Below are 26652 nucleotides of genomic sequence, written 5' to 3'. Positions count from 1 at the left end.
ACGTTTTCGGAACCGTACGCCCGGTGTTGGGGGTTGTCCTCACTCCGCCTCGTCGTGTTCGCCGGCCAGCGTGTCGCTGTCGACGCCCTCGCCGGGCAGCGAGATCAGGTTCTCGCGGCCGATCCGCAGCTTCTCCACGCGGCCGTCTTCGTCCATCCCGGACAACACCTGCGAGACCTTCGCCGTCGACCACCGCGTTTCCTCCACGATCCGGGACTGCTTCATCCGCCCGCCGTTGTCCGTGAGCAGCCGCTCGACGCGCTCCTCGTCGCTCAACAGCTCCGGGTCGATGCGCTCGTCCTCGCGTTCGGCCGCGCTGTCGTCGCCGCCGTCATCGGGCTCCGGATCGTCGGCTGTCGGCGCGGGCGACTCACCGCCATCGCCGGTGTCGACCGCCGGTCCCGTGGCCCCCTCGCTGTCGTCACCGCCGGTGCCCGGCAGCGTCAGCGTCGAGCGGCTGTACGCCCACGCGGTCACGCCCGCCGCCCCCAGAACGACCGCCGCCGCCCCCACAGTCGTCGCCGGGATCCCCGTCCCCGACAGGCCCGGCGACGGCACGAACACCAGCGACGGCTCGTCGGCCGCAAACGCTTGGCCGCCCTCCCACTGGTACGCTCCCCCGACGACGTTCGTGTTCGGGGATACGTCGTCAGCCTGGTAGTTCTCCGGTGGACGAACCCGCAACTGCTGCCCGGCACGCAGGTCACCGAACCACGACCCGGAGAACGCGTCGACGGTTATGGTCTCGTTGTCGACCGCCGCGAAGTTCGTCCACGTGAACCGCAGCGTGAGCACACCCGTCTCGTTCCCGTCGTGCTCGACGATCCGGGACGCCCGGCGGACGTCCGTGACCGACATCTCACGGCCGACACGCGCGCTCGCCCCGGGCACAGCCGCCTTGAACGTCTCCGCGGAGAACCCAGCGGAGGTCTCACCGGCCTCGAACGCCGTCGAAACCCGGTCGAACGCCACTGACCCGTTGCCGTCCCCCAGCGGGTAGGTCGCGGACACGTTCCAGTGTGCATCCCCGGTGTCCGTGACCTCCACCGTGATATCGACCGTGCTCTGTGGGCCGCTACCGGTGGCTGCCGGCATCGCCGTGGTCTCGGCTGTCGGCGCGGGCCCGTGCCCACTGCCCCCGGCTCCAACCGGGACCGCGACCAGACACGCCAGCGCGACCAGGAGGAGGAGGGCCTGCCGCATACACCGTTCGTGGTCGACGCTCGGGCAAAGTCCTTTCTATCCCACGGGTCGGCACTGCGAGCGCTCCACATCGTTTTTGACGACCCTCCGCAAACCATGGGGCATGTCCCGCGCTCCCCTCGCCGTCGCCGCCCTCGTGGTTGTCGCCACCGCCATGGCGGCGACCGGGCTCGCCGCCCCGGGACCGCCCACCGCCTCACAGCAGTCCCCCGCGGTCGGCCCCTCCCCCGACACGACGCGCGTCCTCCGGCTCACCAGCGCCGACGCCGCCGCCTTCGGGACGCCCGCCCTCTCGGTCACCGGCACGCTCGCCGCGGGTGCCACCGGCATCTCCACAGCCTACCGCCTCGAACGCCTCGACACCGCGCTGTCCGTCGCCAACACGGACGCCGAGCGCCGCGCGCGCATCCGCACCGAACTCGACTGGGCGACGAACCGAACGACCACGCTCGTCCAGCGCGAACGCGACGCCAGGGACGCCTACGCCGCCGGCACCATCACCACAACCGAGTTCCTCACCGTCGTCGGCTCCGTTCACGCGGCCGCCACACGCATCGAAGGGTTCCTCGGCGGTCCCGACGACGACCGCGCGCTGTACACGCTCGCGGACTCCTACAGCAACCTCACCACGCGGATCAGCCAGGTCAACACCCGCCTCCAGACCGTTCAGGGCCCGGTCCGCGAGCGCCTGGCTGCCGTCGTCGACGGTGACCGTGACGCCGTCCGCGTCCACGTCACCGTCGGCGACGGGGTCATGCTTGCCACCCGCGACGGCGATACCTACGTCCGCGAGACGGTCGTCCCGGGCAACCTCGACGCCGCCACGACCGCCGACTACGGCGACCCCATCGCGTTCATCGGTGCCACCTACCCGTGGACGAAAAACCACTCCCGTGGTGTCTCGTACTCGCTGCTCGGCCAGTACGCCGTCCTGTTCTCCGCGAGCCACGACCACGGCGAGCTGTCGCTGTACTACGACCCCTCCACGACCCGCGTCTTCGTGGAGCGCCAAACCCGCCGCCTCCCACAGACGCCCGCCTCGTACACCACCGTGAACGCCACCGACACGACCACGCTCAGCGTTTCGGAGCCGTACGCCGGCGGCCCGGTGAACGTGCGCGTCGAAACCGCGACCGGCACGCCGGTCGACACCACAATCAGTGTCAACGGCACGGTCGTCGGCGCGACCGGCGACAGCGGCGACCGCTGGTTCGTCAGCCCCGCCGGCGAGTACACCGTCGCGGCGACGGTCGGCGGCGACAGGGTCACGACGACCGTCACTGCGGACCCACACCCGCCCGCTCCCGGCGGGAACACAACCACCACGCTGCCCCGGTAGACACCCCCGAACGTTCTTACCGGAGGCCCCAGCCACCTGGCCGTGTGCCGCGTGGCTCCGCCCCCGTCGTGGCCGTGGTGGCCGTCGTTGCGATCACGGTCCTGGCCGGGGCCGCCGTGTTCGCTGTCGTGCCGTCGATGACGACACCCCCGCCGCCACAGCGCGGGGTCAGCGTTTCGGCCGCCGCCGACGGCACTGTCGCCGTGACGCTGCTTTCCGGGCCGCCGATCGACCCGGCGGCGGTGTCACTGCGGGTTCGCGTGGCCGGCACCGACCTCGCCCACCAGCCCCCCGTGCCGTTTTTCTCCGCCACCGGCTTCTACAGCGGGCCGACCGGCGCGTTCAACGCCGCCAGCGCCGGCCGCTGGCGTGTCGGCACCACCACGACGCTCGTGATCGCCCCGACGAACGATCCACTGCCGGCGGCCGGCGACCCGGTCCGCGTCACGCTGGCCGTCCGCGGCCACGTCGTCGCTGTCGCCGACACCACGGCAACGCCGGCCTAGTCGTCGGCCGCCGGTGCGCGCGCCACGGTCACGATCGCCGGCGGGCTGTTTGGCTCCTTCCGGAGCACGCGGTGCTGGATCTCCTCGTAGCCCGCCTCCCGGAACATCCGGTCGGCCTCGTCCTCGTCGTAGAACAGCATGATGGCGTCCGCGAGCTTCCGGAAGACCGTTGAGGCGGGGTAGTCCGGCCCCACGACGAGCACCTGGCTGCCGGGTTTGGCGACGCGCCGCAGCTCCCGCAACCCCTGCACGGGGTGTGGCCAGTACTCGATGGACCCCGACGACCACACCACGTCGAAGCTGTCGGGCTTGAACGGCAGGCGCTCGGCGTCCCCGAAGTGAAACGCCACCGGATCGTGTTTCCCGAACTTCTCCCAGGCCTTCGTGAGCTGGTGGGGGCTCTGATCGAGGCCGTAGACGTGCTCCGTGTGCTTCAACAGCCCCTCCGTGCCGAACCCCGTGCCACAGCCCACGTCGAGCACGCGATCCTCGGCGTCGATGTCAAGCATCGACAGCGCCTCCGCGCGCATTTCCTCGGTCCAAATGAACGTGTTGACGCGGTCGTACACCTTCGAGAGGTACTTGTAAAACGTGCGGGCCCGCGCCTTGTCTTCGAGGACTCCCATCGACCGACTGTTGGCCTGAACACGCATAATAGCTTCCGATGGCCCAGGGACTTCGCAACTACCATATAGCACGTCCGCTAACCCCCACCTGGTTAGAGCGTATGCCAAGGCCAGAGGTTCTCGAAGACATCAAATCGGCAGAGTCAGACGCCGACGACATCGTGGCCGAGGCCGAGGAGGACCGCGAGCAGCGGCTCTCTGACGCCCGCACCCGGGCCGACGAAATCCGCGCCGACGCGGAGGACGCGGCCCGCGAACTGAAAGACGAACAGCTCTCCGACGCACGAGAACAGATCGACTCCGAGCGCGACGCCGTGCTCGCGGACGGCGAGTCCGATCGCGAGGCGCTGCTCGCCGACGCCGACGCCAACGAGGACGACGCCGTGGCGTTCGCGCTCGACCGGTTCATGGAGGCGGTACATGCTCAGACCTGAGCAGATGAGCAAGGTCTCGGTGGCGGGGTCCACACACGTGTTGACGCCCGTCATCGAAGCGGTCCACGACGCCGAGTTGGTCCACCTCTCGGACTACGACGGTGGCATCGACGGGTTCGACAACGGCGACCCGATGACGGGAGCCGACGAGGCCGCCGAGAAGCTGGTGACCGTGCGGTCGCTGAAGTCCCTCCTCGACGTTTCCGAGGGGGACGCGGGTCCGACACGCATCGTCACCGACGACGCTCTCGACACCGAACTCGAATCCATCCGCGTCGAAGCCACCGATCTCGACGACCGCCGCAGCGAGCTCACCGACGATCTCCGGGCGGTCACCGAGCGCATCGACGCCGCCGAACCGTTCGCCGACCTCGGCATCGACCTCGATCTGCTGTCGGGGTACGACTCCCTGCAGGTCGCGGTCGGCACCGGCGACCAGTCCGCCATCGACGCGGCGCTCGCGGCGTCCGAACGCGTCACCGCCTTCGAGACGTTCAGCGGGACGGAGACCATCGGCGTTTTCGCCCATTCGGCCGACGACGCGGCACTGGACGACGCCCTCGTCGGCGTTCCGTTCACGCGCCTTGAGGTCCCCGACGCGGACGGAAGCCCCGAGCAGTACGTCTCGGAGCTTCGCGAACGGCGCGACACGATCCAGGCCGAGATCGAGGACGTCGACGACGAACTGGCCGCGTTCCGGGACGAGCACGCCGGCTTCCTGCTGGCGGCCGAGGAGCGCCTCGCCATCGACGTCCAGAAGTCCGAAGCACCGCTGCAGTTCGCCAGCACCAGCCACGCGTTCGTCGCGGAAGGCTGGCTGCCGACCAGCGAGTACGACGCGTTCACCGACGCCATCGAGTCGGCCGTCGGCGACCACGTACTCGTCGAGGAGCTCGAACGCGCTGACTACGAGCCGACGGGCCACGACCAGCACGTGCCCGCCGACGACGGCGCGGACGCCGCCACTGACGGCGGCACCACCGCGTCGTTCGACGAAACCGACAGCCCGCCGGTCATCCAAGACAACCCCGGGCCGGTGTCGTCGTTCGAATCGCTCACGGAAGTCATCAATCGCCCGCAGTACACCGAGATCGACCCCACGGTCGTCCTGTTCCTGACGTTCCCTGCGTTCTACGGGTTCATGATCGGCGACCTCGGGTACGGGGTCCTGTACGCGCTCCTCGGGTTCTGGCTGTCCCGCAGCTTCGACAGCGAGATGATCTCGAAGCTCGGCGGCGTCGCCATGTGGGCTGGCGGGTTCACGGCGCTGTTCGGCGTGCTGTACGGTGAGGTGTTCGGCCTGCATCTGGTCACCGAATACCTCTGGCACGGCGCGCTCGGACTCGCCGACGCGCCCCTCAAGAAGGGCCTACACGTCAGCGCGTTCGCCGAACTCTGGCTCGCGGCGAGCCTGGTGTTCGGGATCGCGCACCTCGCCATCGGCTACGTGTTCGGCTTCGTCAACGAATCGCGCTCCCACGGCCTGAAAGACGCCGCCCTGGAGAGCGGCGGCCAGCTGTTGTTGATGGCCGGCGTCGGCGTGTGGCTGTTCAGCACGCATATGCAGTCCGGCGGCGGCCCTCGCCCCGAACTGCTGTACAGCGTCGTTGCGCTGCCGCCGATCGTCGGCAAGGCGGGCCTGGCGGCTGCAGTCGTCGGGCTCGTGTTGGTCACCCTCGGCGAGGGCGCTGCCGGGTTCCTCGAGAGCCCGACGTACGCGCTCGTCAACACCGTCTCGTACACCCGAATCGCCGCCGTGCTGCTCGCGAAGGCCGGCATGGCGTACGTCGTGAACCTGCTCGTATTCGGCGCGTACGAAACCCACCTCGAACACCCCGAGACGATCGACTACATGTTCGGGCTGTTCTCCACGACCATCGAGCATGAGACACACTTCATGCTGTTCAGCGGCGAGGCCCACGGGGAAGTGCTGTTCCCCGGCCTGATGCATATGGGTGCGGCCGGCATCCTGATCGGCGTGTTGGTCCTGCTTGTTGGCCACGCGCTGGTGCTCGCGCTTGGCGTCACATCCGCGGGCTTACAGGCGCTGCGCCTCGAATACGTGGAATTCTTTAACAAGTTTTATGAAGGCGGTGGAGAGAAGTACAACCCGTTCGGTTACACACGAAACTACACCACTGAGGATTAAGTAAAATTAAAATGTTCGAAACTTTCACCCAGCTGTCCACGATCCTGGCAGAGACCGGTAGCAATATGCCCGCAATCACCCCGAAAGCCGCCGCGGCGCTCGCGGTCGGCCTCGCAGCCCTCGCCGCCGGGTACGCCGAGCGTGGGATCGGGTCCGCAGCGGTCGGTGCGATCGCCGAAGACCCCGACCTCTTCGGAACCGGGCTCATCCTGACCGTTCTCCCGGAGACACTGGTCATCCTCGCGCTGGTCGTTGTCTTCGTCGTCCCGACTCCGTTCTAATCACCCCCCGCAGCCTTCACTTATGAGTCTGGAAACAGTAGTTGAGGATATTCGAGACGAGGCCCGCGAGCGCGCGAAGGAGATTCGCGCCGACGCCGACGAGCGCGCCGATGAGATCGTCGCCGAGGCGGAAGCCGACGCCGACGACATCATCGCCGACGCCGAGGCCGAGGTCACCGCCGAAATCGACCAGGAGCGCGAGCAGCAACTCTCCAGCGCGGAACTCGAGGCCAAGCAGATGCGCCTCGAAGCACGCCGGGACGCGCTCCAATCCGTGCGATCGGCCGTCGAGGATCGCATCGTTGCCCTCGACGGCGACGAGCGCGAGGAGCTCACCCGTGAGCTGCTCGACGCCGCCAGCACGGAGTTCGACGGTGCCGACACGGTCCGCGTGTTCGGCCGCGCGGACGACGAGGCCCTCATCTCGGAGATCCTCGACGATTACGACGGCTACGAGTACGCCGGCGAGTACGACTGTCTCGGCGGCGTCGTGGTTGAAAGCGATGCGTCCCGGATCCGCGTGAACAACACGTTCGACTCGATCCTCGCGGACGCCTGGGAGAACAACTTGAAAGCAATCAGCGCCCGGCTGTTCGACGAGGAGCAATGAGCGCGTCCGGACCGGCCAACTACGAGTACGTGGTCGCCCGGATCCGCCACCGCCGCGCCGGCCTCTTCGGCGACGACGAGTACCGGAAGCTCCTCCGCATGGGCACCGGCGAGATCGCGCGCTTCATGGAGGACTCGACGTACAAGGACGCCGTGGACTCGCTCGCCTCACGGCACCGTGGGATGGACCTCGTGGAGTACGCGCTCAACGAGGGGCTGGCCGCGGAGTTCGACGCGCTGCTCTCCTGGAGCGAAGGGCGGCTGTACGATCAGCTCGCCAAATACCTCCGGAAGTTCGACGCGTGGAACGTCAAGACAGTGTTCCGCGGGCTGTACTCGCACGCCGACACCGACGCCGTCCGCGCTGACCTCGTCGACGCCGGCGAGTTCGACGCGGCGTTCCTCGACGAGTTGCTCTCGGCGGACTCCGTCGAGACGGTCGTCGACGCGCTCTCCGGCACGATCTTCGATACGTACCTCGAACCCGCGTTCGCGGACTACGAGGCCGAAGACTCGCTCGTGCCACTGGAGAACGCCGTCGACCGCGCGTACTACGAGAACCTGAACCCGTCGCAGCCGGCGACGGCGGCACAGGACAGCCCCGAAGCGCTGTACGCGGAGTTCCTGACCGCCGAGATCGACTTCCGGAACGCCAGAAACGCGTTGCGGCTCGCGCGCTCGGGCGTCTCCGTTGATCCGGCGGCGTACTTCATCGAGGGTGGCACGCTGTTCGAGGCCTCGGAGATGACGACGCTGGTCGAACGCCAATCCGATCTCGTCTCCCGGATCCAGGACAGCACGTACGGCGACGAGCTGTCCACCGCGTTGACCGCCCTCGAGGAGTCCGACTCACTGATCGGATTCGAGCACGCCCTCGACCGTGCGTTGCTGTCGTACTCGGATCACCTCTCGTACGTCTACCCCACGTCTGTGTGTCCGGTGTTGGCGTACGTGCTCGCGAAGGAACGCGAAGTAGACAACATTCGTGCCATCGCTCGCGGCCGGGAAGCCGGCATGAGCGAGGACGAAATCCAGGCGGAGCTGGTCATGCTATGAGCCAGGAGATCGCTGTCATCGGCAGTCCCGCGTTCACGACGGGGTTCCAGCTTGCGGGCGTCCGGAAAGTCGAGAACGTCGCCGACGACGAGAAAGACGACGACCTGGACGCCGCCGTCGAAGCAGTGCTCGCCGACGAGGACGTCGGCATCGCTGTGATGCACGACGACGACCTCGCGCACCTCTCACGGGGCGTTCGGCAGTCCGTCGAGGCCAGCGTGGAGCCGACGTTCGTGACCATCGGTGGCGGTGCAAGCGGTGCAAGCGGACTCCGAGACCAGATCAAGCGCGCCATCGGCATCGACCTGATGGACGACGACGATGCAAGTGCTGCCGACACGGAGGCAGGTGACTAATTCGAATGAGTCAAGCTGAAGCAATCACTGACACCGGCGAAATCGAGAGCGTGAGCGGTCCGGTCGTGACCGCCACGGGCCTCGACGCGCAGATGAACGACGTCGTCTACGTGGGCGACGAGGGTCTGATGGGCGAGGTCATCGAGATCGAAGGCGACGTAACCACCATCCAGGTCTACGAGGAGACGTCCGGCATCGGGCCGGGCCAGCCCGTCGACAACACGGGCGAACCGCTCACCGTGGACCTGGGCCCGGGGATGCTGGACTCCATCTACGATGGTGTGCAGCGTCCACTGGACGTCCTCGAAGACGAGATGGGGGCGTTCCTCGATCGCGGTGTTGACGCACCCGGCATCGACCTCGACACCGACTGGGAGTTCGAGCCCACCGTCGAGGCGGGCGACGAGGTCGCGGCCGGCGATGTCGTCGGCACCGTCGACGAAACGGTCAGCATCGAACACAAGGTTCTGGTGCCCCCCCGCAGTGACGGCGGCGAAGTCGTCGCCGTCGAATCCGGCACGTTCACCGTCGACGACACGGTCGTCGAGTTGGACACCGGCGAGGAGATCCAGATGCACCAGGAGTGGCCGGTCCGCCGCCAGCGCCCCACCGTCGACAAGCAGACGCCGACGGAGCCGCTGGTGTCCGGCCAGCGCATCCTCGACGGCCTGTTCCCGATCGCGAAAGGCGGGACGGCCGCGATCCCGGGGCCGTTCGGGTCCGGGAAGACGGTCACCCAGCAGTCCCTCGCGAAGTTCGCCGACGCGGACATCGTTGTCTACATCGGCTGTGGTGAGCGCGGCAACGAGATGACGGAAGTCATCGAGGACTTCCCGGAGCTGCCCGACCCCCAGACCGGGAACCCGCTGATGGCCCGCACCACGCTCATCGCGAACACGTCGAACATGCCGGTTGCGGCGCGTGAGTCCTGCATTTACACGGGGATCACCATCGCGGAGTACTACCGCGACATGGGCTACGACGTGGCGCTGATGGCCGACTCCACCTCGCGGTGGGCGGAGGCCATGCGGGAGATCTCCTCGCGACTCGAGGAGATGCCCGGCGAGGAGGGGTATCCCGCGTACCTGGCCGCGCGCCTCTCGGAGTTCTACGAGCGCGCCGGCTACTTCGAGAACTTCAACGGGACCGAGGGCTCCATCTCGGTCATCGGTGCGGTGTCGCCGCCCGGCGGGGACTTCTCCGAGCCGGTCACCCAGAACACGCTGCGCATCGTGAAGACGTTCTGGGCGCTTGACTCGGACCTCGCCGAGCGCCGGCACTTCCCGGCGATCAACTGGGACGAGTCCTACAGCCTCTACAAGGACCAACTCGACCCGTGGTTCACGGACAACGTCGTCGACGACTGGGCCGAGCAGCGCCAGTGGGCGGTCGACATCCTCGACGAGGAATCCGAACTCGAAGAGATCGTGCAGCTCGTCGGGAAGGACGCGCTGCCCGAGGACCAGCAGCTCACGCTGGAAGTCGCGCGGTACATCCGCGAGGCGTGGCTCCAGCAGAACGCGCTCCACGACGTGGATCGCTACTGCCCGCCCGAGAAGACGTACGCCATCCTCTCCGGCATCAAGACGCTTCACGAGGAGTCCTTCGAGGCGTTGGACGCCGGTGTGCCGGTCGAGGAGATCACGTCGATCGACGCCGCGCCGCGCCTGAATCGTCTCGGCACGACGCCCGACGACGAGCACGAGGCGGAGGTCGCGGAGATCAAACAGCAGATTACCGAGCAGCTTCGGGAGCTCTACTGACTACAATGAAAGAGTACCAGACGATCACTGAAGTCAGCGGCCCGCTGGTGTACGTCGAAACCGACGAGCCGATCGGGTACGACGAGATCGTCGAGATCGAGACGCCGAACGGCGACGTGAAGCGCGGACAGGTACTGGAGTCAAGCGACGGGTTCGTCGCCATCCAGGTGTTCGAGGGGACCGAGGGCGTCGGGAAGGACGCCTCGGTGCGGTTCCTCGGTGAGACCCTGAAGATGCCCGTGACCGAGGACCTGCTCGGTCGCGTGCTGGACGGCTCCGGCAACCCGATCGACGGCGGGCCGGACATCGTGCCCGACGACCGCGTCGACATCGTCGGGGAGGCGATCAACCCCCACGCCCGCGAGTACCCCGAGGAGTTCATCCAGACCGGCGTGTCCGGCATCGACGGCATGAACACGCTGGTGCGGGGCCAGAAACTCCCGATCTTCTCCGGCTCCGGCCTGCCACACAGCGATCTGGCGCTCCAGATCGCCCGCCAGGCGTCGGTGCCCGAGGAAGAAGCGGAGACCGACGACGACGACGACGAGGGCAGCGAGTTCGCCGTCGTCTTCGGCGCGATGGGGATCACGGCCGAGGAAGCCAACGAGTTCATGGACGACTTCGAGCGCACCGGCGCGCTGGAGCGCTCGGTGGTGTTCATGAACCTCGCCGACGACCCCGCCGTCGAGCGAACGGTGACGCCGCGGATGGCGCTGACCACGGCGGAGTACCTCGCCTTCGAGAAGGACTACCACGTGCTCGTCATCCTGACGGACATGACGAACTACTGTGAGGCGCTCCGCCAGATCGGCGCGGCCCGCGAGGAGGTGCCCGGTCGGCGTGGCTACCCCGGGTACATGTACACGGACCTGGCGCAGCTCTACGAGCGCGCCGGCCGCATCGAGGGCAAGGAGGGCTCTGTCACCCAGATCCCCATTCTCACGATGCCGGGCGACGACGACACACACCCGATCCCGGACCTCACCGGGTACATCACTGAGGGCCAGATCATGATGAACCGTGATCTGAACAGCCAGGGCGTCACACCGCCGGTGAACGTGTTGCCGAGCCTCTCCCGGCTGATGGACGACGGCATCGGCGAAGGCCTCACGCGCGCGGACCACGGTGACGTGTCCGACCAGCTGTACGCCGCCTACGCGGAGGGCGAGGAGCTGCGCGACCTGGTGAACATCGTCGGCCGCGAGGCCCTGAGCGAGCGGGACAACCGCTACCTGGACTTCGCGGATCGCTTCGAGGCGGAGTTCATCGACCAGGGGTTCAAGACCAACCGCGACATCGAGGAGACGCTGGATCTCGGCTGGGAACTGTTGTCGATGTTCCCGAAGACCGAGCTGAACCGCGTCGACGAGGACCTCATCGAGGACCACTACGTCGAGGACGTCGCCGACGAAGCCACGGCCGACTAGCGCCGTCCGGCTGCGACGGTCTTTTTCGCTGCACTCCGCGGCGCTCGCACCACCAGCCAGTGGGCTGTGTGCCCGTCACATGCCGCCGCCCGGACACCGCGTGTGTTGCCCCCCACAGTTACGTACGGGCAGCAAAATGGCATACACAACGTGGCTGCTGGGCACCCGTTGGGCTCGCCGTCGGTGCTGCTGTGGCGTGTCCGACTCGACACCGCGGGCTGTGGGGCGCGCTCGGTCGGACAGCCCGCGGCTCGCGCCGCCCACACGGCGCACTCTCGGGGGGAGACGGCGTGACGACGAGCTACCTCACGTTCCTGGCTGTCGCCGTCGGCCCGCCGCTGGTTGCGCTGGGCGTGGTGCGCGCGGCTCGCTGGGACGGCGACCGCGCCCGGGCGGCCGGCGTCGGCATCCTGCTGGCGTTGGCGCTGTTATACACGACCCCCTGGGACAACTACCTGATCGCAACGGGCGTCTGGTGGTACGGCGAGGGCACCGTCGTGGGGCGGCTCTGGCAGATGCCCATCGAGGAGTATCTGTTCGTCATCACGCAGACGCTGCTCACCGGGCTCTGGGTGCAAGCCCTCCCGCTGCGCCCGACCGCCGGCTTCTCGCCGACCCGGCGTGACGCCGTGCTGGGCGCGCTCGCGGGCGTGCTCGTCGGGTGTGGGGGCGCTGTGCTGCTCACCGTCGACGAGACGTTCTACATCGGCGCGATCATCACGTGGGCGGCACCCGTGCTCGCGCTCCAGTGGGCGGTCGGCTGGCGGTATCTGTGGCGCCGCCGCCGGGTGTTCGCCGCGGCCGTGCTGGTGCCGACGCTGTTCCTGTCGGCGGCCGACCGGTACGCCATCGCGGACGGCATCTGGATCCTGGCCGGCCAGTACACCACCGGAATCACGGTGCTCGGGCTGCCCATCGAGGAGGGCGCGTTTTTCTTCGTGACGAACGTGTTCGTGAGCCAGGGCCTCATCCTGTACGCGTGGGTGCTAGCCCGGTGGCGTTGACGCCACTCACGGCGCGGGCGCGTCGCACGCTGGCCCGTCCGGCGCTGGCTTTGGGCTGGGTGGCGATCAGCATCGCTGCCCTGCCCGCGATCACCGGCGTGTCGCTTTCGCCGACCGCACGGTACGCCCCGCTGGTCGCCAGCGCGGTGGTGTTCGGCATGCCACACGGCGCGATCGACTACCTCGCGTTGCCCCGCGCGGTCACGGGCACCGTCACCGTGCGGTGGCTGGCGGTCGTCGGCGTCCTCTACCTCGTGCTCGGTGGTGGCTACGCCGCCGCGTGGTTTTTCGCGCCCGTTCCCGCTGCGTTCGCGTTCGTCGCGATCACGTGGCTGCACTGGGGGCAGGGCGACCTCTACCCGCTGCTCGACTTCCTCGACGTCGACTACCTCGATACGCGCCCGCGGCGCGCGGCGACGGTCCTGATCCGGGGTGGCCTCCCGATGCTCGTGCCGCTGCTCGGGTTCCCGGAGCGGTACCGCAGCGTCGTCGACGCGTTCGCCGCGCCATTCGGCGGCTCCGTCGGCGACCTCGCGGTGTTCGACCCGCGCGTCCGCCTGTGGCTGGGCGTCGCGTTCGCAGCCGCGACCGTCGCGGTGCTCGCGGCGGGCAGACGCCGCACCCACTCCCCCGGCGCGTGGCGCGTCGACGCCGCCGAAACCCTCCTGTTGTGGGTGTTCTTCTTCGTCGTGCCGCCGGTGTTCGCCGTCGGCGTCTACTTCTGCGTCTGGCACTCGGTCCGGCACGTCGCGCGCGCCATCGCCGTCGACGGCTCGGTCCACCCGTCGCTGCGCGCGGGCGACATCCTCGGACCGCTGGCCCGGTTCGGCGTGGAGGCCGCGCCGATGACGGCGGCCGCGCTCGCGTTGGGCGGCGTGCTGTGGTGGGCGGTACCCAACCCGCCGACCACGCTCGAATCCGGGGCCGCACTCTACCTCGTGTTGATCGCCGTGCTCACCCTGCCACACGTCGCCGTGGTCACGTGGATGGACCGCGTGCAGGGCGTCCTCTGAGCCCGACTGGAAACGTTTACTTCCCCGGAGACCGAACACCGGGCTAAGAACCCCGCATGGCTCAGGACATCAAGCCCACCCGAAAGAACCTCATGGAGATCGAGGACCGCATCGACCTCTCGGAGCGCGGCCACGACACGCTCGAACAGAAGCGTGACGGACTCATCATGGAGTTCATGGACATCCTGGATCAGTCACAGGACGTCCGGTCGGGTCTGGAAGGCGACTACGAGACCGCACAGCAGAAGATCAACATGGCGCGCGCCATGGAGGGCGATGTCGCGGTCAGCGGGGCCGCCGCGGCGCTCGAAGAGTACCCCGAGATCACCGTCGAGTCGATGAACATCATGGGCGTCGTCGTCCCCCAGATCGAATCGACGAAAGTCAAGAAATCCTTCGACAAGCGGGGCTACGGCATCCTCGGCACGAGCGCGCGCATCGACGAGGCCGCAGACGCCTACGAGGAGCTGTTGGAGTCGATCGTGCTCGCCGCGGAGGTCGAGACGGCGATGAAGAAGATGCTCACCGAGATCGAGACGACCAAGCGCCGCGTGAACGCACTGGAGTTCAAGCTGCTGCCCGAACTCCACGAGGGCAAAGAGTACATCGACCAGAAACTCGAAGAGAAGGAACGCGAGGAGATGTTCCGGATGAAGAAGGTCAAAGACAAGAAAGAAGCCCAAGAGGAGGCGGCCGACGAGGCCGCGGCCGCGGAGTCGACGGGCGCGTAGCCGTCGACTGAGCCATGACGTGTCCGAACTGCGGGTGTCCGGTGGTGTCGTTTCCGATCCCAGCGTCGGTCAGCGACTGCCTCCCCGACGACCGGCCCGGCGCTGTGCTCTGCACGCAGTGTCTGCGCGTTGCGCCCACCGATGACCCGCCCGACGACTACCCCGATTTCGCCCGCGCGAGCGACGCCTTCCCCGCCGACGGCGAGACCGCCGCGGTGCTTGCGTGCTTGCTCGCGCTCGTGGATCGGCTCGCGCTCCACCGCGCGGACGCCGACGCCGTTGCCGGGGTCGCCGAACGCCACGGCGTCGACGTGTTGTTGTTCTTGGACCGCCTCGCAGCCGACACGGCCGTCACCCCGGCGGTGGACGTGAGCCGGCGGCGCACACAGTTGGCACAGCTCATCTGAGCGCCGCCGGCAGCGAGTCCCCGGCGACATCCACGCCGGCGGGGAGACTTTTGATGCTCTACGCCCAACACGGGATGTGGACTCCCCGTTCGAAGTTCTCGGCGTGTCCCCTGACGCGGACGAGGCGGCCATCGAACGCGCGTACCGCCGCCGCGTCGTCGAAACGCATCCCGACCAGGGCGGCTCCCGGGAACGCTTCCAGCTGGTGCGGGCCGCCTACGACGCCATCGAAGCCGGCGACGCCGATGGGTTCGATGAGGCCGACGTCGACACCGATCCCGGCGACGGGGGTTTCGAGCGCGCGCCGGAATCCGCGGAAACGACCGTCGAATACCTGAACTACGCGGTCGCGGCGGACGCGGGCTGGGCGCTCGACGACGACGACCTGTTCGCGAACGCCGCGGCCGCCGACCTCGACCCCGTCGACCACGGCGAGTTCACCGTCGAGCCAGGCGAATCACTGCTTGAGGCCGCCGAACGCCGTGGGTGGCGGTGGCCGTACGCCTGCCGGGGTGGTGCGTGTGCGAACTGCGCGGTCGCCGTCACCGACGGGGCGCTGTCGATGCCCACCGACCACATCCTCACTGCCGATCTCATCGACCAGGGGTTCCGGCTGTCCTGCAACGGGGTCCCGCTGTCGCCGGAGCTGCGCGTCGTCTACAACGTCAAACACCTGCCGGGGTTGGCGGAACTCCGGCTGCCGCCGTACCCCTTCGAGCAGGCACACGTCGACGACTAACCGACCGGCGTGGCGGCCTACACGCCGGTCGAGTACCGCAAAATCCCGGCGTACCCGCCGAACGCGGTCAGCAGCTGCTCGCCCTTCTCGAAGTCCGTGGAGATGAAATGCGTCTCCGTGCCGCGCTGGTCGGCGATCGACATGAGGTGGTCGATGGCGTCCTCGCGGTCGACCTCGGTGGCCTCCTCGCCGCAGTCCGAACACGTGTGCTCGGGGCTGGTGTTCCGGCGGTCGATGGTTTCGTACTCCTCGTGCTCGTTGGGGCACTCGTAGATGACGACGTCCTCGCGGAGGTCCTCGGAGACCAGCAGGCGGTCGACCGAGCCCATGATGAGGTTTCGGCGCGTCTGCTCGAACCCGTAGGTGGCGAGCTTGCCGCCGTTGAGCTCCTCGAAGAACTCCTCCATGTCGGATTTGTCGTCCATCAGGTCGGCTTCCGCCAGCGCCGCCTGCCCCGCGTCGACCAGATCCGACAGCCCGGACTCGTCGGTGTACGACACGTCGAATTTCCCCAGGACCTTGTCCTGGAGCTCGTGGTGGAGGTAATCCCCGTCGAGGAACTCGTCTTTCGTTGGTGACGGGCCGCCCACGAGGATGCCGTCGATCTCGTGGCGCTTCGGCACGAAGAGGTCGTCGGCCATGCCCGCGACCTCCTGGTAGAAGTTGTCGATGGCTTCCAGGCGCAGCCGGGCGAACCGCTGGGCGGACTGGCCGCCCTTGCGCTGTTTCCCGGGCACCAGGGACTCCGCGGATTTCACCGGTTGGACCCGCTTGCCCTTCAGCCAGCCGACGTTCGACTCGCGGCGATCGAGGACGATCAGCCCGTAGAGGCCCTTGTCGCCGAGCATCTCCGCGAGGGGTTCGGTGAGGAACGCCGAGTCGCAGTGGTAGCGGAACGACTCGATGGGCTGGGGTGGCGACTCCAGGACTTCCGTGACCATGTCCGTGCGGCCGCCGCCGGAGTCGACCGCGCCCGAGAACACGACCATCCCGTTGTCCGGGGGGAACGTGTCGTAGTAGCGCAGTCGGTCTTTGATCGACGTGAGGGCGTCCTGGACGTTGGTGCGTGTCTGCTTGGATTTGATGTTGGAGGCCTCGGAGTGCTCCTGGGTGACGTGGGCCACGACGTCCGAGATCTGCTTGTCCGGGGGGATGTAGATGGTGACCAGTTGGGTGCCGCTGCCCTCGTAGTCTTTGAGCTCCTCGATGACCTTGCGGAACTCGTACTTGCGTCGGTCCTCGGACGGTACCTCGTCCTGCTCGCTCATTGCATTGACGTAGCCGACCGGCCGGTAAGTAAGCTTTGACCCTGTAGAGCGCCGTGGCTGGGGCATCCGGCACCGCCAAACGCTTTATGTGACGGTGTGCGAAGATGGAACCATATGAGTGGCCGTGTGTTCGCCGTCGCCTCCGGGAAGGGTGGCGTCGGAAAGACGACGACTGCGGTAAACGTCGCCGCGGTGATGGCGGAAGCCGATCGGTCGGTGGTGCTCGTGGACGCCGACCTGGGGATGGCGAACGTCGATCACGTGGTGGCGTGCGACGAGTCAGCGACTGCAACCCTCCACGACGTGCTCGCGGACGACGCCGCGCTCACGGACGCGACCGCGGCCGCCCCCGCCGGCTTCGACGTGATCGTCGGCGGCACCACGATCACGGATTTCGGGCGCGCGGATCCGTCCGCACTCCCGGACGTCGCGGCGACGCTCCGTGACCGCTACGACTGCGTGATCGTCGACACCGGCGGCGGACTCAGCCACGACACGACCGTACCACTGGGGCTGGCCGACGAGACAGTGCTCGTGTCCACGCGCCAGACGGCCGCCCTGGCCAACACCGCGAAAACCCGCGCCCTCGTCGAGCGGGTCGGCGGCCACGTCGCCGGCGCTGTCGTGACGCGGGTCACCGACGACGCCGGTGGCGCCGACGCCGGCCACGGGGACGCCGCCGCCGCCACGCTCCAGACGGACATCCTGGGGTTGATTCCCGAGGACAGCCGTGTCGCCGACAGCGAGCGCGCCGGCACCCCCCTTGTCTCGCTCGCCCCGGAGAGCCCCGCCGCCCAGGCGTACCGCGAGCTCGCGTACACGCTGCTCGACGAGCCGTTGCCGGTGTCGTTCCGTGACGGGGACGCCAGCGGTGACGCCGCCTCGGGGCTGATGGCTGCATCCGCGCCGTCCGGAGCGCCCACTGACGACGGCAGCGGTGCCGGCGCGGCGACCGGCGACGACCAGACACGGGACGCCTCGATCCTGTGGCGGCTCACCGGTGGGTTGCTCGGGTCGAACGGGAAGCGTTAAGCGACAGCGTCCTCCGACACTCAGGTATGCCAACGGAACGCGATTCAATGTCAACTGGATGGCTGCTGCTCTACGTGCTGGTCGTGCTCGGGGTCACGTACGGCGTGCTCGCGTACGTCGGCGCGCCGCTGTAGCCGGCGACTCCACACTGTTTGTCCGTCACCCGCCCTCCAGAAGGACTCGACAGAGGCACGCCCCCATCGCACCCACGAGACCGCCGATAGTTGAGCCCACGCCGCCACCGCCGGACTCGCTTCCGGTCGGTGGGTTGGACTGCCCTCCGGTGGCGGTCCAGTTCCGTGGTGTTATGCGTGTCACGTCCGACCCCATCGGTAATGAGCGAGTCGGACGGTCCGAAACAGGTGGACGACCCGGACTACCACCACGAGAACCACACGGCCGCCCAGACGTGTGGCTGGACTGCGAACGCGATGCGCGGCGAGGGCACGTGTTACAAGCACGCGTTCTACGGGATCCGGTCCCACCGGTGCATCCAGATGACGCCGGTGGTGCGGTGCAACGAGCGGTGCGTGTTCTGCTGGCGGGACCACTCCGGGCACACCTACGAGCTCGACGGCGTGGCGTGGGACGACCCGGAGGCCGTGGTGGACGCCTCGATCCGCCTCCAGCGGAAGCTGCTGTCGGGGTTCGGCGGCAACGACGAGGTGCCCAGAGAGCGCTTCGAGGAGGCGATGGAGCCCCGCCACGTCGCCATCTCCCTGGACGGCGAGCCGACGCTGTACCCCCACCTGCCCGAGCTCATCGAGGCGTTCCACGACCGGGGGTTGACGACGTTCCTGGTGTCCAACGGCACCCGCCCGGCGGTGCTCCGGGAGTGCGATCCGACGCAGCTGTACGTCTCCGTCGATGCGCCAGAGCGCGCGACGTTCGACGACGTGGTGGGGGCGACCGAGGACGACGCCTGGGAGCGCCTCGTGGACACGATGGACGTGCTGCACGCGAAAGACGACACCAGGACCGTGTTGCGGACGACGCTGGTCGGCGGCCAGAACATGGCGAACCCGGACTGGTACGCCGGGTTCTTCGAGCGTGCGGCCCCCGATTTCGTGGAGCTCAAGGCGTACATGCACGTCGGGGATAGCCGGGACCGCTTGGGGCGGGCGGCGATGCCCGACCACGAGGACGTCCTCGCGTTCGCTCGCGCGGTCAAAACACACCTGCCGCATTCGGTGCTCCGGGAGCAGCCCGCCTCGCGGGTGGCGCTGCTCGCCCGCGATGAGGACACGTGGGTGGAGGACCTGCGGCCGGAGTCGGCGTTCTGGACCGAGGGCGCTCGCCCCACCGCGGACTAGCTCAATTCCGAGACGCGTTCCACTTTCGGTATCCTTATGCGGGGCGCGGGCCAACCCCCAGCCATGTCAGGAGCCACGAGCACCGGCGACGTCGGGTACGACGAACTCGCCGTGCTCAAACTGCTCGCGCTCGACGGCGCACACCGCGGCGAGGTGAAAGTGTCGTGTGGCGACCTCGCAAGCCGCCTCGACGCCTCCAGCCAGACCGCCTCCCGGCGGCTGCAAGCACTCGACGACGCCGACTACGTCACCCGTGACCTCGTCAGCGACGGCCAGTGGATCACCGTCACCGACGCGGGCCGACACGCCCTCAAACACGAATACGAGGACTACCGCCGCATCTTCGAGGACCCCGGCGAGCTCGCGCTGGCGGGGACAGTCACCAGTGGCATGGGCGAAGGCCGCCACTACATCAGCCTCCCCGGGTACAACCGCCAGTTCGCCGAGAAGCTCGGCTACGAGCCGTACCCGGGCACGCTCAACGTCGATCTCCCCCCGGACGGTCAGCGCGCACGCGCCGGCATACAAGCCCTAGACGGCGTCGACATCGACGCCTGGGAGGACGAAGACCGCACCTACGGGTCGGCCACCTGCTACGCCTGCACCGTCGTGGGTGACGGCACCGACTTCGACGGCGCACACGTCATCATCCCCGACCGCACCCACCACGACGACGACCAACTCGAAATCATCGCCCCGGTCAAGCTCCGGGAGCGACTCGGCCTGCTCGACGACGACGAGGTGACCATCCGTGTCGAAGCATAGCAACGCGGCCCACGCTCCAGGCGTCGGTCGGGCTGTCGACGCGTTCCGGGACGGCCAGCCCGTGTTGGTCCACGACGCCGCCGACCGCGAGGGCGAAGTCGACCTGATCTATCCGGCCCCCGCGGTCACCGCCGACGCCGTCGCACGCATGCGCACCGACGCCGGCGGCCTCATCTGCGTGGCGCTCGGCGACGCCGTCGCCGACGCGTTCGCGCTCCCGTTCATCGCCGACGAACTCGATCACCCCGCCGCCGACCACGGCCACCTCGGCTACGACGACCGGTCGTCGTTCTCCCTGACAGTCAACCACCGCGACACCTACACCGGGATCACCGACGACGACCGCGCGCTCACCATCGCGGAACTCGGCCAGGCTGCCGCCGACCCCGCGGCCGTCGACTTCCCGGCGACGTTTCGCGCGCCCGGGCACGTACACGTGCTCCGCGCCGCGCCGTCGCTGTCCGCTCGCCAGGGCCACACCGAGCTCGGCATCGCGCTCGCCGGTGCGGCCGGCGTCCCGCCGGCCGTCGTCGTCTGCGAGATGCTCGACGCCGACACCGGCGGCGCGCGCTCGGTCGCCGACGCCAAACGGTACGCCAGCCGCCACGACATCCCGTACGTCGAGGGCAGCGATCTGGTAGCCGCGTTTCAGTAGCACCGCCACGATCCGGTGTGGCACTCGCAGTTGATCCCAGCACGCTTATCACCCCATCATCGGGCTACGTACACCCATGGCATCGTACGGCGTGTTGGCGCTTGTTCCGCCGCTGCTCGCGATCGTGCTCGCGATGACCACCCGACAGGTGTTGGTGTCGCTGTTCGCTGGCGTCTGGGCCGGCGCGTTGGTCGTCGCACAGTGGAACCCGATTGCCGCGACCGCACTGACGATGGACTGGCTGGTCGCGGTCGTTCGAACGCCGTTCAACACGAAATTCATCGTGCTCATCCTGTTCATGGGTGCGGGAGCGGCGTTCATCTACCGCTCCGGGGGGATCCTTGCGCTCGAACGCTGGATCGGCAGCCGCATCTCGACCGCACGCGAGTCACAGATCCTGACCTGGCTGATCGGCGTGTTCATCTTCTTCGACTCGTACACGAGCACGGTCGTCACCGGCAACGCCACCCGGGAGCTCGCCCAGGACGCCGACTCCTCCCGCGAGATGCACGCCTACGTGCTCGACTCCACGACAGCGCCCGTGACGACGTTCGGGCCGGTGTCGAACTGGATCGGCTACCAGGTGTCGATGATCATCGCGGGCCTGGAGGCGGCTCGGGTCTCCGCGGCCGAGCTGGGGACCACTCCGTTCGGGCTGTTCTTGCAGTCGATCCCGTGGAACATCTACTGCTTCATGGCGTTTTTCATGGTGGGGTTCATCACCATCACCCAGCGGTTCTTCGGGCCGATGCTGGACGCCGAGTGGCGCGCCCGCACCACCGGTGACACCATCGCCGACGGCGCAACGCCGCTGTCTGACGTCTCCAACGACGTCGGCGACCCCAGCACGGCGAACCCCTCGTTGTTGAACTTCTTCGGGCCGATCGCCGTGTTGTTGGCCGTCGGTCTGGGGTCGATGTGGTATCTCGGCGGTGGCTACAAGCCGGGCGTCGACATCGCCACCGCCCTCCAGGAGACCGACGTCGCGATGGGGCTGCTCCATGGCGCGTTCGCGTTCATGGTCTCGGGCTTCGTCGGTGCGCTGGCGTACGGCACGATGGACCTCGAAGGCGCGACGGACACCATCGTCGATGGGTTCAAGACGATGAACATCGCGCTCGCGATCATCGTGCTGGCGTGGGGGATCGGGATGGCAGCCGAGAAGGTGGGGACCGCTGACTTCATCGTCACCACGCTGGTCGGCAGCGGCGTGCCGGCGGGCTTCCTCCCGTTGCTCGTGTTCCTCGCCGCGATGTTCGTCGCGTTCACCACCGGCACCTCGTGGGGGACGATGGCCATCCTGACGCCGGTCGCGATCCCGCTGGGATACAACCTCGCGGGCGCGGCGGTGTTGCCGGTCCTCGTCGGCGTGCTGTTCGGCGGCGCGATCTGGGGCGATCACTCCTCCCCGATCAGCGACACCACGGTGATGTCGTCGATCTTCGCGGGGTCGGACCACATCGACCACGTCACCACCCAGATCCCGTTCGCGGCGACGGCCGCGGGCGTGACCATCGTGATGTTGGTGTTGTACGCGGTCGGCCTGCGGTCACCCGTGGTCGCGCTCCCGCTTGCGACCGTGCTCACGCTCGGCGCTGTCGTGGTGTTGAACAAACTCGACACCCGCCGGAAGGGACTGCCCGAGGTGATGCCGCGGGCCGACGCCGTCGACGAGGCGGACCGCGAGGCGGCCGCCAACGGCACTCTCTCGCTGCCCGCCGCCGCCACGAGCTACGACTACCTCTCCCTGGTGCCGGTGGCCGCCGTCGGCATCGTCCTCTTGTATCTGTCCCTGGTGTTCGTGTTCGCGGCGCTGGGCGGGTAGGTCAGTCGTCGTCAGTTGCGGCCGCGTTGGCGGCCGGGGCGGCGGGCTGTGCGGCCGAACCCGCGCGGTCGTAGCCGCGGCCCGCAAGCACCAGCCCGAACAGCACCAGCGGCGAGAGGATGCCGAAGAAGTAGTACGGCGCCCACCACCACGAGATGGCTCCGGGCTGGCTGGTGTAGAGCGCGCCCGTCATGAACACGGCACCGGCGTGCCACGGGAAGAACGGCCCCGTGGGTGTACCGGCGGCCTCGACCGCCCGTGAGAGGTCGCGCTCGTTGAGGTCGTATTCGTCGTAGAGCGTGCGGAGGCTGACGCTCGGAACGACGATGCTCATGTACTGTTGGGCGGAGAACGCGTTCGTCGCGATGGCGGCGACACCGGTGCCGGCGACCAGCGATTCGGGCGACCAGATGGCGCGCGTCAGGTGGTGGGTGAGCGTCGGGAGGACGCCGGTGCGTTCGAGCAGGCCGCCGAGCGAGAGCGCCGCGACGACGACCGCGATCGTCCACGCGGACCCGGCGATGCCGCCCGTGGTGAGCAAGTTGTTGACCAGTTCACTCCCGGTCTCGGGGGTGGTGCCGTTGAGGAAGATGTCCCACGCGGCGGTGAACGAGGCGCCTTGGACGGCGATCGTGGTGAGCGCGCCGGCGAACACGCCCGCGACCAGCGAGGGGAGCGCCGGGTAGCCGCGGAACGCCAGGCCGAACGTGACGACCAGCGGCAGGAACACCAGCGGGCCGAGCGCGTAACTGCCGGCGAGGGGGCCGCTGATCGCGGTGACGTTCGCGGCACCGCCATCGACGATGAGCACGCCCAGCACCGCGTACGCGAGCACGGAGAGGCCGAACGCGATGGCGGTCCCGAGGCGCATGCCGTTGATGTGGTCGTAGAGGTCGGCGTTCGTGACGGCCGCGGCGAGGTTCGTGGTGTCCGACAGCGGGCTCTGTTTGTCGCCGGCGTAGGCCCCGGAGACGATCGCGCCGGCGGTCATCGGTAGCGGGATGCCCAGCCCGGAGCCGATGCCGACGAACGCGACGCCGAGCGTACCCACGGTGGTCCACGAGGAGCCGATGGCGAACGCGACGACGGCGGCGAGGATCGCCGTCACCGGGAGGAAGACGGCGGGCGTGAGCGCCCCCAGGCCGTAGTACATCAACCCGGGGATGGTGCCGGCGCTGGTCCACGTCGCGATGAGCCCGTAGATGACGAACAGGATCAGGATGGCTTGTAGCCCCATCCTGAGGCCGGCCAGCGCGGCGTCGGAGACGCGTTCCCAGTCGTAGCCCAGGTGGTAGCGCGCGAACAGCCCGGTGAACGTGATGCTCCAGAGGAGCGGCGCGTGTGGCGCAAGCCCGAGGTAGCCCGAGCCGACGCCCAGCGAGACGACGACAACCAGGACGGGAACCAGCGCCTCGGTCAGCGTCGGTTTCCGTGCGTCGTCGATGTCCTCGTAGGCAAGCGGCGTGAAGTCGCTCATCACCCACCGATAATTCACATCGGTAATTAAGCTCTACGGTTAGATTATCTCAGGACATTCTTGCCGGTGTCCAGACGCGTCGGGGATCCGTCACTCGTGGTTTTATCACCGATCAGTTCGTCAGTCCGCACATGCCCAGTTTCAGTGAGATGGACGTCGACACCATCTGGATGGACGGCGAGTTCGTCGACTGGGAGGACGCACAAGTACACGTCCTCACCCACGCACTTCACTACGGGTCCGGCATCTTCGAGGGGGTCCGTGTCTACGACACCGACAACGGCCCCGCGATCTTCCGGTGGGACGACCACCTCCAGCGGTTCTACGAATCGGCGAAACCCTACGACCTCGACATCGAGTTCACGCCCGACGAACTCACCGACGCCACCGTCGAGCTCATCCAGCGCCAAGACCTCGGGTCCTGTTACATCCGCCCGCTGGCGTACTACGGCTACGAATCACTCGGCGTCTCCCCCGGCGACTGCCCGACCGACGTCGCCATCGCCGCCTGGCCGTGGGGCGCGTACCTCGGCGACGACGCCCTCGAAAACGGCGTCGACGTGATGGTGTCGACGTGGCGCAAGCACGCCTCCAGTCAGATCCCGACGAACGCCAAAACCACCGGCCTCTACGTCAACAGCATGCTCGCCGGCGAGGAAGCCCGGCGCAACGGCTTCACCGAAGCCATCGTCCTCAACAAAGAGGGCAACGTCGCGGAAGGCCCCGGCGAGAACATCTTCCTCGTGCGCGACGGCGAACTCTTCACGCCCGGCCTCTCCGAGAGCATCCTCGACGGCATCACCCGCGACACCGTCATCACGCTCGCCGAGGAGCGCGGCTACACCGTCCACGACGACGTCTCGATCTCGCGTGGCGAACTCCACACCGCCGACGAGCTCTTCTTCACCGGCTCCGCCGCCGAAGTCACGCCGATCAAGCAAGTCGACAACGTCGAAATCGGCTCCGGAACCCGCGGCCCGGTCACCGAAGAGCTCCAGACCGCGTTCTTCGACCTCGTGGAGGCCGGCGACCGCGAGGAGTGGTTCCACTACGTCTGAAGCCGCCAGCGGGACCCGCTTGAACCGACCGCCGCGATCATTCCTCGTTTTCGTCGTCCTCCGGGAGCAGCTCGTCGATCGCCACCTCGCTGTCGTCGTTCTCGCCGAACCCGGCGCTCAGCACGCGCGTCAACGCGTCCTCGACGCCTTCGTCCGTCTCCTCCAGGTCCTCGGGCTCGACTTCCATCACGAACCCCGTGGTGATGTTCGGCGCGGTCGGCATGAACACCACCTCCCGGCCGTCCGGGGCTTTCTTGCCGGTCTTGAACGCGGTCAGTCGCATCCCCGGCCACGGCTCCACGCGCACCGGCTGCTGGAACTCCCCGGTACCGTCGGACAACACGGTCTCGACGGCCATCTTCGAGGCGTTGTACACGATCCGCAACACCGGCAGCCGGTTCATCACGTAATCGATGAGTGCCTCCAGAATGCTGCCCGCGGCCGTCCGCATCAGGTATCCCACTGAGAACACGATCAGCACGAACACCGCAAGCGTCGCGGCGACCGCCTGGTACTGCGTGTCGGTCAACTGCGTGAACAGGGTGATGTTCGAGAGCAATCCGAACAGCCAGTAGATCACGTACAGCGTCACCACGATCGGAACGAGAACGATCAGCCCGCTTGCGAAGTCCCGCTTCCAGGAACCCATATAGTATAGTTCAGAAACCGGTCACGTATAGTGATTTCGAGGCGTCACAGCGCCGCTAAACCCCCACTAAACTACCGTCCGAGGACCGCACGGAGCGCGAACACCAGGTTTTCCTTGCGCTCCATGGCTCGCCGATAGAAATACGAGAACCACTTGCCACCGTAGGGCACGTACTGGTAGGTGGGGACCCCCGTGGCAGCCAACTCCGTCTGTGCGTCCTCCCGGATCCCCATCAGCATCTGCACCTCGTAGTCGGTGCCGTACTCCTCGTGGAGCTCGGCGGCGTACGAGATCATCGCCGGATCGTGGCTGCCCACCGCCACGCCGTCGTCGAACTCCCGGAACATGAACTCCAGGTGTGTCCGGTACGCCTCGTTGACATCGGGTTTGTCCTGGTAGGCTACGTCGTCGGGCTCGTCGTATGCGCCCTTCACGAGCCGCACCTTCCCCGGCACGTCCGCCAGCCGGTCGAGGTCCTGCTCGGTGCGCTTTAAGTTCGCCTGCACACACAACCCCATGTTCCCGGCGTGGGTCCGGGCCAGCGACTCGAAGGTGTCCATCGTCGCGTCCGTCGTCTCGTGGTCCTCCATGTCGACCCACGCGAACACGTCGTGGTCGGCGGCCGCCGCCGCGATGGTTTCGAGGTTCTCCGCAAACACCTCGGGGCCGACGTCTAGTCCGATCTGGGACGGCTTCACCGACACACAGGCATCCACGTCGCTGTCACCGACGTCGGCCACGAGTCGCCGGTAGGCCGCCGCGTCCTCGTCGGCCGGCGGGCGCTCGTGGTAATGCTCGCCCAGCAGGTTCAGGATCGCCGTCACGCCGCGATCGTTCAGGTCCGCGGCGTACTCGATGGCTTCGGCCGGCGTCTCCCCCGCGACGAACCGGTTCGCGATGGGTGGTATCATACCAACCTCTCGTTCTCCACATGTCTTAAACACCCGGCCTCTCGGAATCCGCGGCT

General features: G+C 67.8%; 27 protein-coding genes. 21 read left to right on the top strand and 6 right to left on the bottom strand.

What is annotated here, in order from left to right:
* Nucleotides 1–39: 39 nt before the first annotated feature.
* Entirely contained in the window at nt 40–1203 is a 1164-nt protein-coding gene (locus JRZ79_RS21630) for a hypothetical protein (protein WP_205252180.1), read from the bottom strand.
* Between the two features lie 103 nt (nt 1204–1306).
* On the opposite strand from JRZ79_RS21630, the gene JRZ79_RS21625 reads away from it, so the two are divergent.
* Together JRZ79_RS21625 and JRZ79_RS21620 are read left to right on the top strand one after the other, a co-directional pair.
* On the top strand, nt 1307–2542 hold the full coding sequence (locus JRZ79_RS21625) for a hypothetical protein (RefSeq protein ID WP_205252179.1): 1236 nt from the start codon (nt 1307–1309) through the stop codon (nt 2540–2542).
* A gap of 44 nt (nt 2543–2586) precedes the next feature.
* Nucleotides 2587–3048 carry a type IV pilin gene (locus tag JRZ79_RS21620; RefSeq protein WP_205252178.1) on the top strand — a complete coding sequence of 154 codons (462 nt, stop codon included), beginning with the start codon at nt 2587–2589 and terminating at the stop codon, nt 3046–3048.
* On the opposite strand, the gene JRZ79_RS21615 is transcribed toward JRZ79_RS21620, so the two are convergent.
* Entirely contained in the window at nt 3045–3674 is a 630-nt protein-coding gene (locus JRZ79_RS21615) for a methyltransferase domain-containing protein (protein ID WP_012289442.1), read from the bottom strand. The genes JRZ79_RS21620 and JRZ79_RS21615 overlap by 4 nt on opposite strands.
* Nucleotides 3675–3775: 101 nt before the next feature.
* Between JRZ79_RS21615 and ahaH the strand changes: the two genes are divergently transcribed.
* The 13 genes from ahaH (at nt 3776) to fer (ending at nt 15643) form a co-directional block, all read left to right on the top strand.
* A complete protein-coding gene (gene ahaH, locus JRZ79_RS21610) occupies nt 3776–4108 on the top strand; it encodes an ATP synthase archaeal subunit H (protein WP_010903585.1) in 333 nt (110 codons plus the stop codon).
* Complete coding sequence (locus tag JRZ79_RS21605) at nt 4095–6257, top strand: V-type ATP synthase subunit I (protein WP_205251114.1); 2163 nt, start codon at nt 4095–4097, stop codon at nt 6255–6257. The genes ahaH and JRZ79_RS21605 overlap by 14 nt, the downstream gene beginning before the upstream one ends.
* A gap of 11 nt (nt 6258–6268) precedes the next feature.
* On the top strand, nt 6269–6538 hold the full coding sequence (locus JRZ79_RS21600; protein WP_012289441.1) for a F0F1 ATP synthase subunit C: 270 nt from the start codon (nt 6269–6271) through the stop codon (nt 6536–6538).
* A gap of 22 nt (nt 6539–6560) precedes the next feature.
* A complete protein-coding gene (locus JRZ79_RS21595; protein WP_010903582.1) occupies nt 6561–7148 on the top strand; it encodes a V-type ATP synthase subunit E in 588 nt (195 codons plus the stop codon).
* Nucleotides 7145–8203 carry a V-type ATP synthase subunit C gene (locus JRZ79_RS21590; protein ID WP_136361537.1) on the top strand — a complete coding sequence of 353 codons (1059 nt, stop codon included), beginning with the start codon at nt 7145–7147 and terminating at the stop codon, nt 8201–8203. The genes JRZ79_RS21595 and JRZ79_RS21590 overlap by 4 nt, the downstream gene beginning before the upstream one ends.
* Entirely contained in the window at nt 8200–8559 is a 360-nt protein-coding gene (locus JRZ79_RS21585) for a V-type ATP synthase subunit F (protein WP_205252177.1), read from the top strand. Before JRZ79_RS21590 ends, JRZ79_RS21585 begins: the two co-directional genes overlap by 4 nt.
* A 5-nt stretch (nt 8560–8564) precedes the next feature.
* Entirely contained in the window at nt 8565–10322 is a 1758-nt protein-coding gene (locus tag JRZ79_RS21580; protein ID WP_010903579.1) for an ATP synthase subunit A, read from the top strand.
* A gap of 5 nt (nt 10323–10327) precedes the next feature.
* On the top strand, nt 10328–11749 hold the full coding sequence (locus JRZ79_RS21575) for an ATP synthase subunit B (protein ID WP_205251112.1): 1422 nt from the start codon (nt 10328–10330) through the stop codon (nt 11747–11749).
* 290 nt (nt 11750–12039) lie between these two features.
* Entirely contained in the window at nt 12040–12753 is a 714-nt protein-coding gene (gene crtY, locus JRZ79_RS21570) for a lycopene beta-cyclase (RefSeq protein ID WP_205252176.1), read from the top strand.
* Nucleotides 12729–13766 (top strand): Brp/Blh family beta-carotene 15,15'-dioxygenase, encoded by a 1038-nt coding sequence (locus tag JRZ79_RS21565; RefSeq protein ID WP_229373364.1) that lies wholly within the window; start codon nt 12729–12731, stop codon nt 13764–13766. Before crtY ends, JRZ79_RS21565 begins: the two co-directional genes overlap by 25 nt.
* A gap of 56 nt (nt 13767–13822) precedes the next feature.
* On the top strand, nt 13823–14497 hold the full coding sequence (locus tag JRZ79_RS21560) for a V-type ATP synthase subunit D (protein WP_010903575.1): 675 nt from the start codon (nt 13823–13825) through the stop codon (nt 14495–14497).
* Nucleotides 14498–14511: 14 nt separating this feature from the next.
* Entirely contained in the window at nt 14512–14904 is a 393-nt protein-coding gene (locus JRZ79_RS21555) for a DUF6276 family protein (RefSeq protein ID WP_010903574.1), read from the top strand.
* Nucleotides 14905–14980: 76 nt separating this feature from the next.
* A complete protein-coding gene (gene fer / locus JRZ79_RS21550) occupies nt 14981–15643 on the top strand; it encodes a ferredoxin Fer (RefSeq protein ID WP_010903573.1) in 663 nt (220 codons plus the stop codon).
* Between the two features lie 17 nt (nt 15644–15660).
* Here the strand turns inward: fer and prf1 are convergent, their stop codons facing one another.
* The gene (gene prf1 / locus JRZ79_RS21545) at nt 15661–16911 is read right to left on the bottom strand and encodes a peptide chain release factor aRF-1 (RefSeq protein WP_205252175.1); all 1251 of its coding nucleotides are present in this window, start codon (nt 16909–16911) and stop codon (nt 15661–15663) included.
* A gap of 114 nt (nt 16912–17025) precedes the next feature.
* Here prf1 and JRZ79_RS21540 point away from each other — a divergent pair, with 114 nt between their 5' ends.
* The 5 genes from JRZ79_RS21540 to JRZ79_RS21520 all read left to right on the top strand — a co-directional run bounded on the left by JRZ79_RS21540 (nt 17026) and on the right by JRZ79_RS21520 (nt 22501).
* The gene (locus JRZ79_RS21540) at nt 17026–17943 is read left to right on the top strand and encodes a MinD/ParA family protein (protein WP_010903571.1); all 918 of its coding nucleotides are present in this window, start codon (nt 17026–17028) and stop codon (nt 17941–17943) included.
* A gap of 335 nt (nt 17944–18278) precedes the next feature.
* Nucleotides 18279–19256: a 4-demethylwyosine synthase TYW1 gene (twy1, locus tag JRZ79_RS21535; RefSeq protein ID WP_136361531.1), complete on the top strand. Its 978-nt coding sequence runs from the start codon at nt 18279–18281 to the stop codon at nt 19254–19256.
* A 63-nt stretch (nt 19257–19319) separates the two neighbouring features.
* Nucleotides 19320–20021: a DUF120 domain-containing protein gene (locus tag JRZ79_RS21530; RefSeq protein ID WP_205251108.1), complete on the top strand. Its 702-nt coding sequence runs from the start codon at nt 19320–19322 to the stop codon at nt 20019–20021.
* Nucleotides 20008–20676 carry a 3,4-dihydroxy-2-butanone-4-phosphate synthase gene (gene ribB, locus JRZ79_RS21525; RefSeq protein ID WP_010903567.1) on the top strand — a complete coding sequence of 223 codons (669 nt, stop codon included), beginning with the start codon at nt 20008–20010 and terminating at the stop codon, nt 20674–20676. The genes JRZ79_RS21530 and ribB overlap by 14 nt, the downstream gene beginning before the upstream one ends.
* 76 nt (nt 20677–20752) lie before the next feature.
* On the top strand, nt 20753–22501 hold the full coding sequence (locus JRZ79_RS21520) for a Na+/H+ antiporter NhaC family protein (RefSeq protein ID WP_010903566.1): 1749 nt from the start codon (nt 20753–20755) through the stop codon (nt 22499–22501).
* 1 nt (nt 22502) lies between these two features.
* Here the strand turns inward: JRZ79_RS21520 and JRZ79_RS21515 are convergent, their stop codons facing one another.
* Complete coding sequence (locus JRZ79_RS21515) at nt 22503–23978, bottom strand: Na+/H+ antiporter NhaC family protein (protein ID WP_205252174.1); 1476 nt, start codon at nt 23976–23978, stop codon at nt 22503–22505.
* Between the two features lie 131 nt (nt 23979–24109).
* Here JRZ79_RS21515 and JRZ79_RS21510 point away from each other — a divergent pair, with 131 nt between their 5' ends.
* Nucleotides 24110–25036, top strand: coding sequence for a branched-chain amino acid transaminase (locus JRZ79_RS21510; protein ID WP_010903564.1), 927 nt, complete (start codon nt 24110–24112; stop codon nt 25034–25036).
* 37 nt (nt 25037–25073) lie between these two features.
* Here JRZ79_RS21510 and JRZ79_RS21505 read toward each other — a convergent pair whose 3' ends face one another.
* Together JRZ79_RS21505 and JRZ79_RS21500 are read right to left on the bottom strand one after the other, a co-directional pair.
* Nucleotides 25074–25685, bottom strand: a complete 612-nt coding sequence (locus JRZ79_RS21505; protein ID WP_205252173.1) for a DUF502 domain-containing protein — start codon at nt 25683–25685, stop codon at nt 25074–25076.
* A 71-nt stretch (nt 25686–25756) separates the two neighbouring features.
* Nucleotides 25757–26596 carry a proline dehydrogenase gene (locus JRZ79_RS21500; RefSeq protein WP_010903562.1) on the bottom strand — a complete coding sequence of 280 codons (840 nt, stop codon included), beginning with the start codon at nt 26594–26596 and terminating at the stop codon, nt 25757–25759.
* Nucleotides 26597–26652 lie beyond the last annotated feature (56 nt).

This window comes from Halobacterium sp. BOL4-2 (genome assembly GCF_016917835.2).
GTDB classification, from domain to species: Archaea; Halobacteriota; Halobacteria; order Halobacteriales; family Halobacteriaceae; genus Halobacterium; species Halobacterium salinarum.
This window is presented reverse-complemented; position numbering and strand designations above follow the sequence as displayed.

Excerpts from the sequence above, each read along its gene's own strand:
- JRZ79_RS21630 (WP_205252180.1), bottom strand. The coding sequence starts at position 1,203 with ATGCGGCAGGCCCTCCTCCTCCTGGTCGCGCTGGCGTGTCTGGTCGCG.
- JRZ79_RS21625 (WP_205252179.1), top strand. The coding sequence starts at position 1,307 with ATGTCCCGCGCTCCCCTCGCCGTCGCCGCCCTCGTGGTTGTCGCCACC.
- JRZ79_RS21615 (WP_012289442.1), bottom strand. The coding sequence starts at position 3,674 with ATGGGAGTCCTCGAAGACAAGGCGCGGGCCCGCACGTTTTACAAGTAC.
- ahaH (WP_010903585.1), top strand. The coding sequence starts at position 3,776 with ATGCCAAGGCCAGAGGTTCTCGAAGACATCAAATCGGCAGAGTCAGAC.
- JRZ79_RS21605 (WP_205251114.1), top strand. The coding sequence starts at position 4,095 with ATGCTCAGACCTGAGCAGATGAGCAAGGTCTCGGTGGCGGGGTCCACA.
- JRZ79_RS21600 (WP_012289441.1), top strand. The coding sequence starts at position 6,269 with ATGTTCGAAACTTTCACCCAGCTGTCCACGATCCTGGCAGAGACCGGT.
- JRZ79_RS21595 (WP_010903582.1), top strand. The coding sequence starts at position 6,561 with ATGAGTCTGGAAACAGTAGTTGAGGATATTCGAGACGAGGCCCGCGAG.
- JRZ79_RS21590 (WP_136361537.1), top strand. The coding sequence starts at position 7,145 with ATGAGCGCGTCCGGACCGGCCAACTACGAGTACGTGGTCGCCCGGATC.
- JRZ79_RS21585 (WP_205252177.1), top strand. The coding sequence starts at position 8,200 with ATGAGCCAGGAGATCGCTGTCATCGGCAGTCCCGCGTTCACGACGGGG.
- JRZ79_RS21580 (WP_010903579.1), top strand. The coding sequence starts at position 8,565 with ATGAGTCAAGCTGAAGCAATCACTGACACCGGCGAAATCGAGAGCGTG.
- JRZ79_RS21575 (WP_205251112.1), top strand. The coding sequence starts at position 10,328 with ATGAAAGAGTACCAGACGATCACTGAAGTCAGCGGCCCGCTGGTGTAC.
- JRZ79_RS21560 (WP_010903575.1), top strand. The coding sequence starts at position 13,823 with ATGGCTCAGGACATCAAGCCCACCCGAAAGAACCTCATGGAGATCGAG.
- JRZ79_RS21555 (WP_010903574.1), top strand. The coding sequence starts at position 14,512 with ATGACGTGTCCGAACTGCGGGTGTCCGGTGGTGTCGTTTCCGATCCCA.
- prf1 (WP_205252175.1), bottom strand. The coding sequence starts at position 16,911 with ATGAGCGAGCAGGACGAGGTACCGTCCGAGGACCGACGCAAGTACGAG.
- JRZ79_RS21540 (WP_010903571.1), top strand. The coding sequence starts at position 17,026 with ATGAGTGGCCGTGTGTTCGCCGTCGCCTCCGGGAAGGGTGGCGTCGGA.
- twy1 (WP_136361531.1), top strand. The coding sequence starts at position 18,279 with ATGAGCGAGTCGGACGGTCCGAAACAGGTGGACGACCCGGACTACCAC.
- JRZ79_RS21530 (WP_205251108.1), top strand. The coding sequence starts at position 19,320 with ATGTCAGGAGCCACGAGCACCGGCGACGTCGGGTACGACGAACTCGCC.
- JRZ79_RS21520 (WP_010903566.1), top strand. The coding sequence starts at position 20,753 with ATGGCATCGTACGGCGTGTTGGCGCTTGTTCCGCCGCTGCTCGCGATC.
- JRZ79_RS21515 (WP_205252174.1), bottom strand. The coding sequence starts at position 23,978 with ATGAGCGACTTCACGCCGCTTGCCTACGAGGACATCGACGACGCACGG.
- JRZ79_RS21510 (WP_010903564.1), top strand. The coding sequence starts at position 24,110 with ATGCCCAGTTTCAGTGAGATGGACGTCGACACCATCTGGATGGACGGC.
- JRZ79_RS21505 (WP_205252173.1), bottom strand. The coding sequence starts at position 25,685 with ATGGGTTCCTGGAAGCGGGACTTCGCAAGCGGGCTGATCGTTCTCGTT.
- JRZ79_RS21500 (WP_010903562.1), bottom strand. The coding sequence starts at position 26,596 with ATGATACCACCCATCGCGAACCGGTTCGTCGCGGGGGAGACGCCGGCC.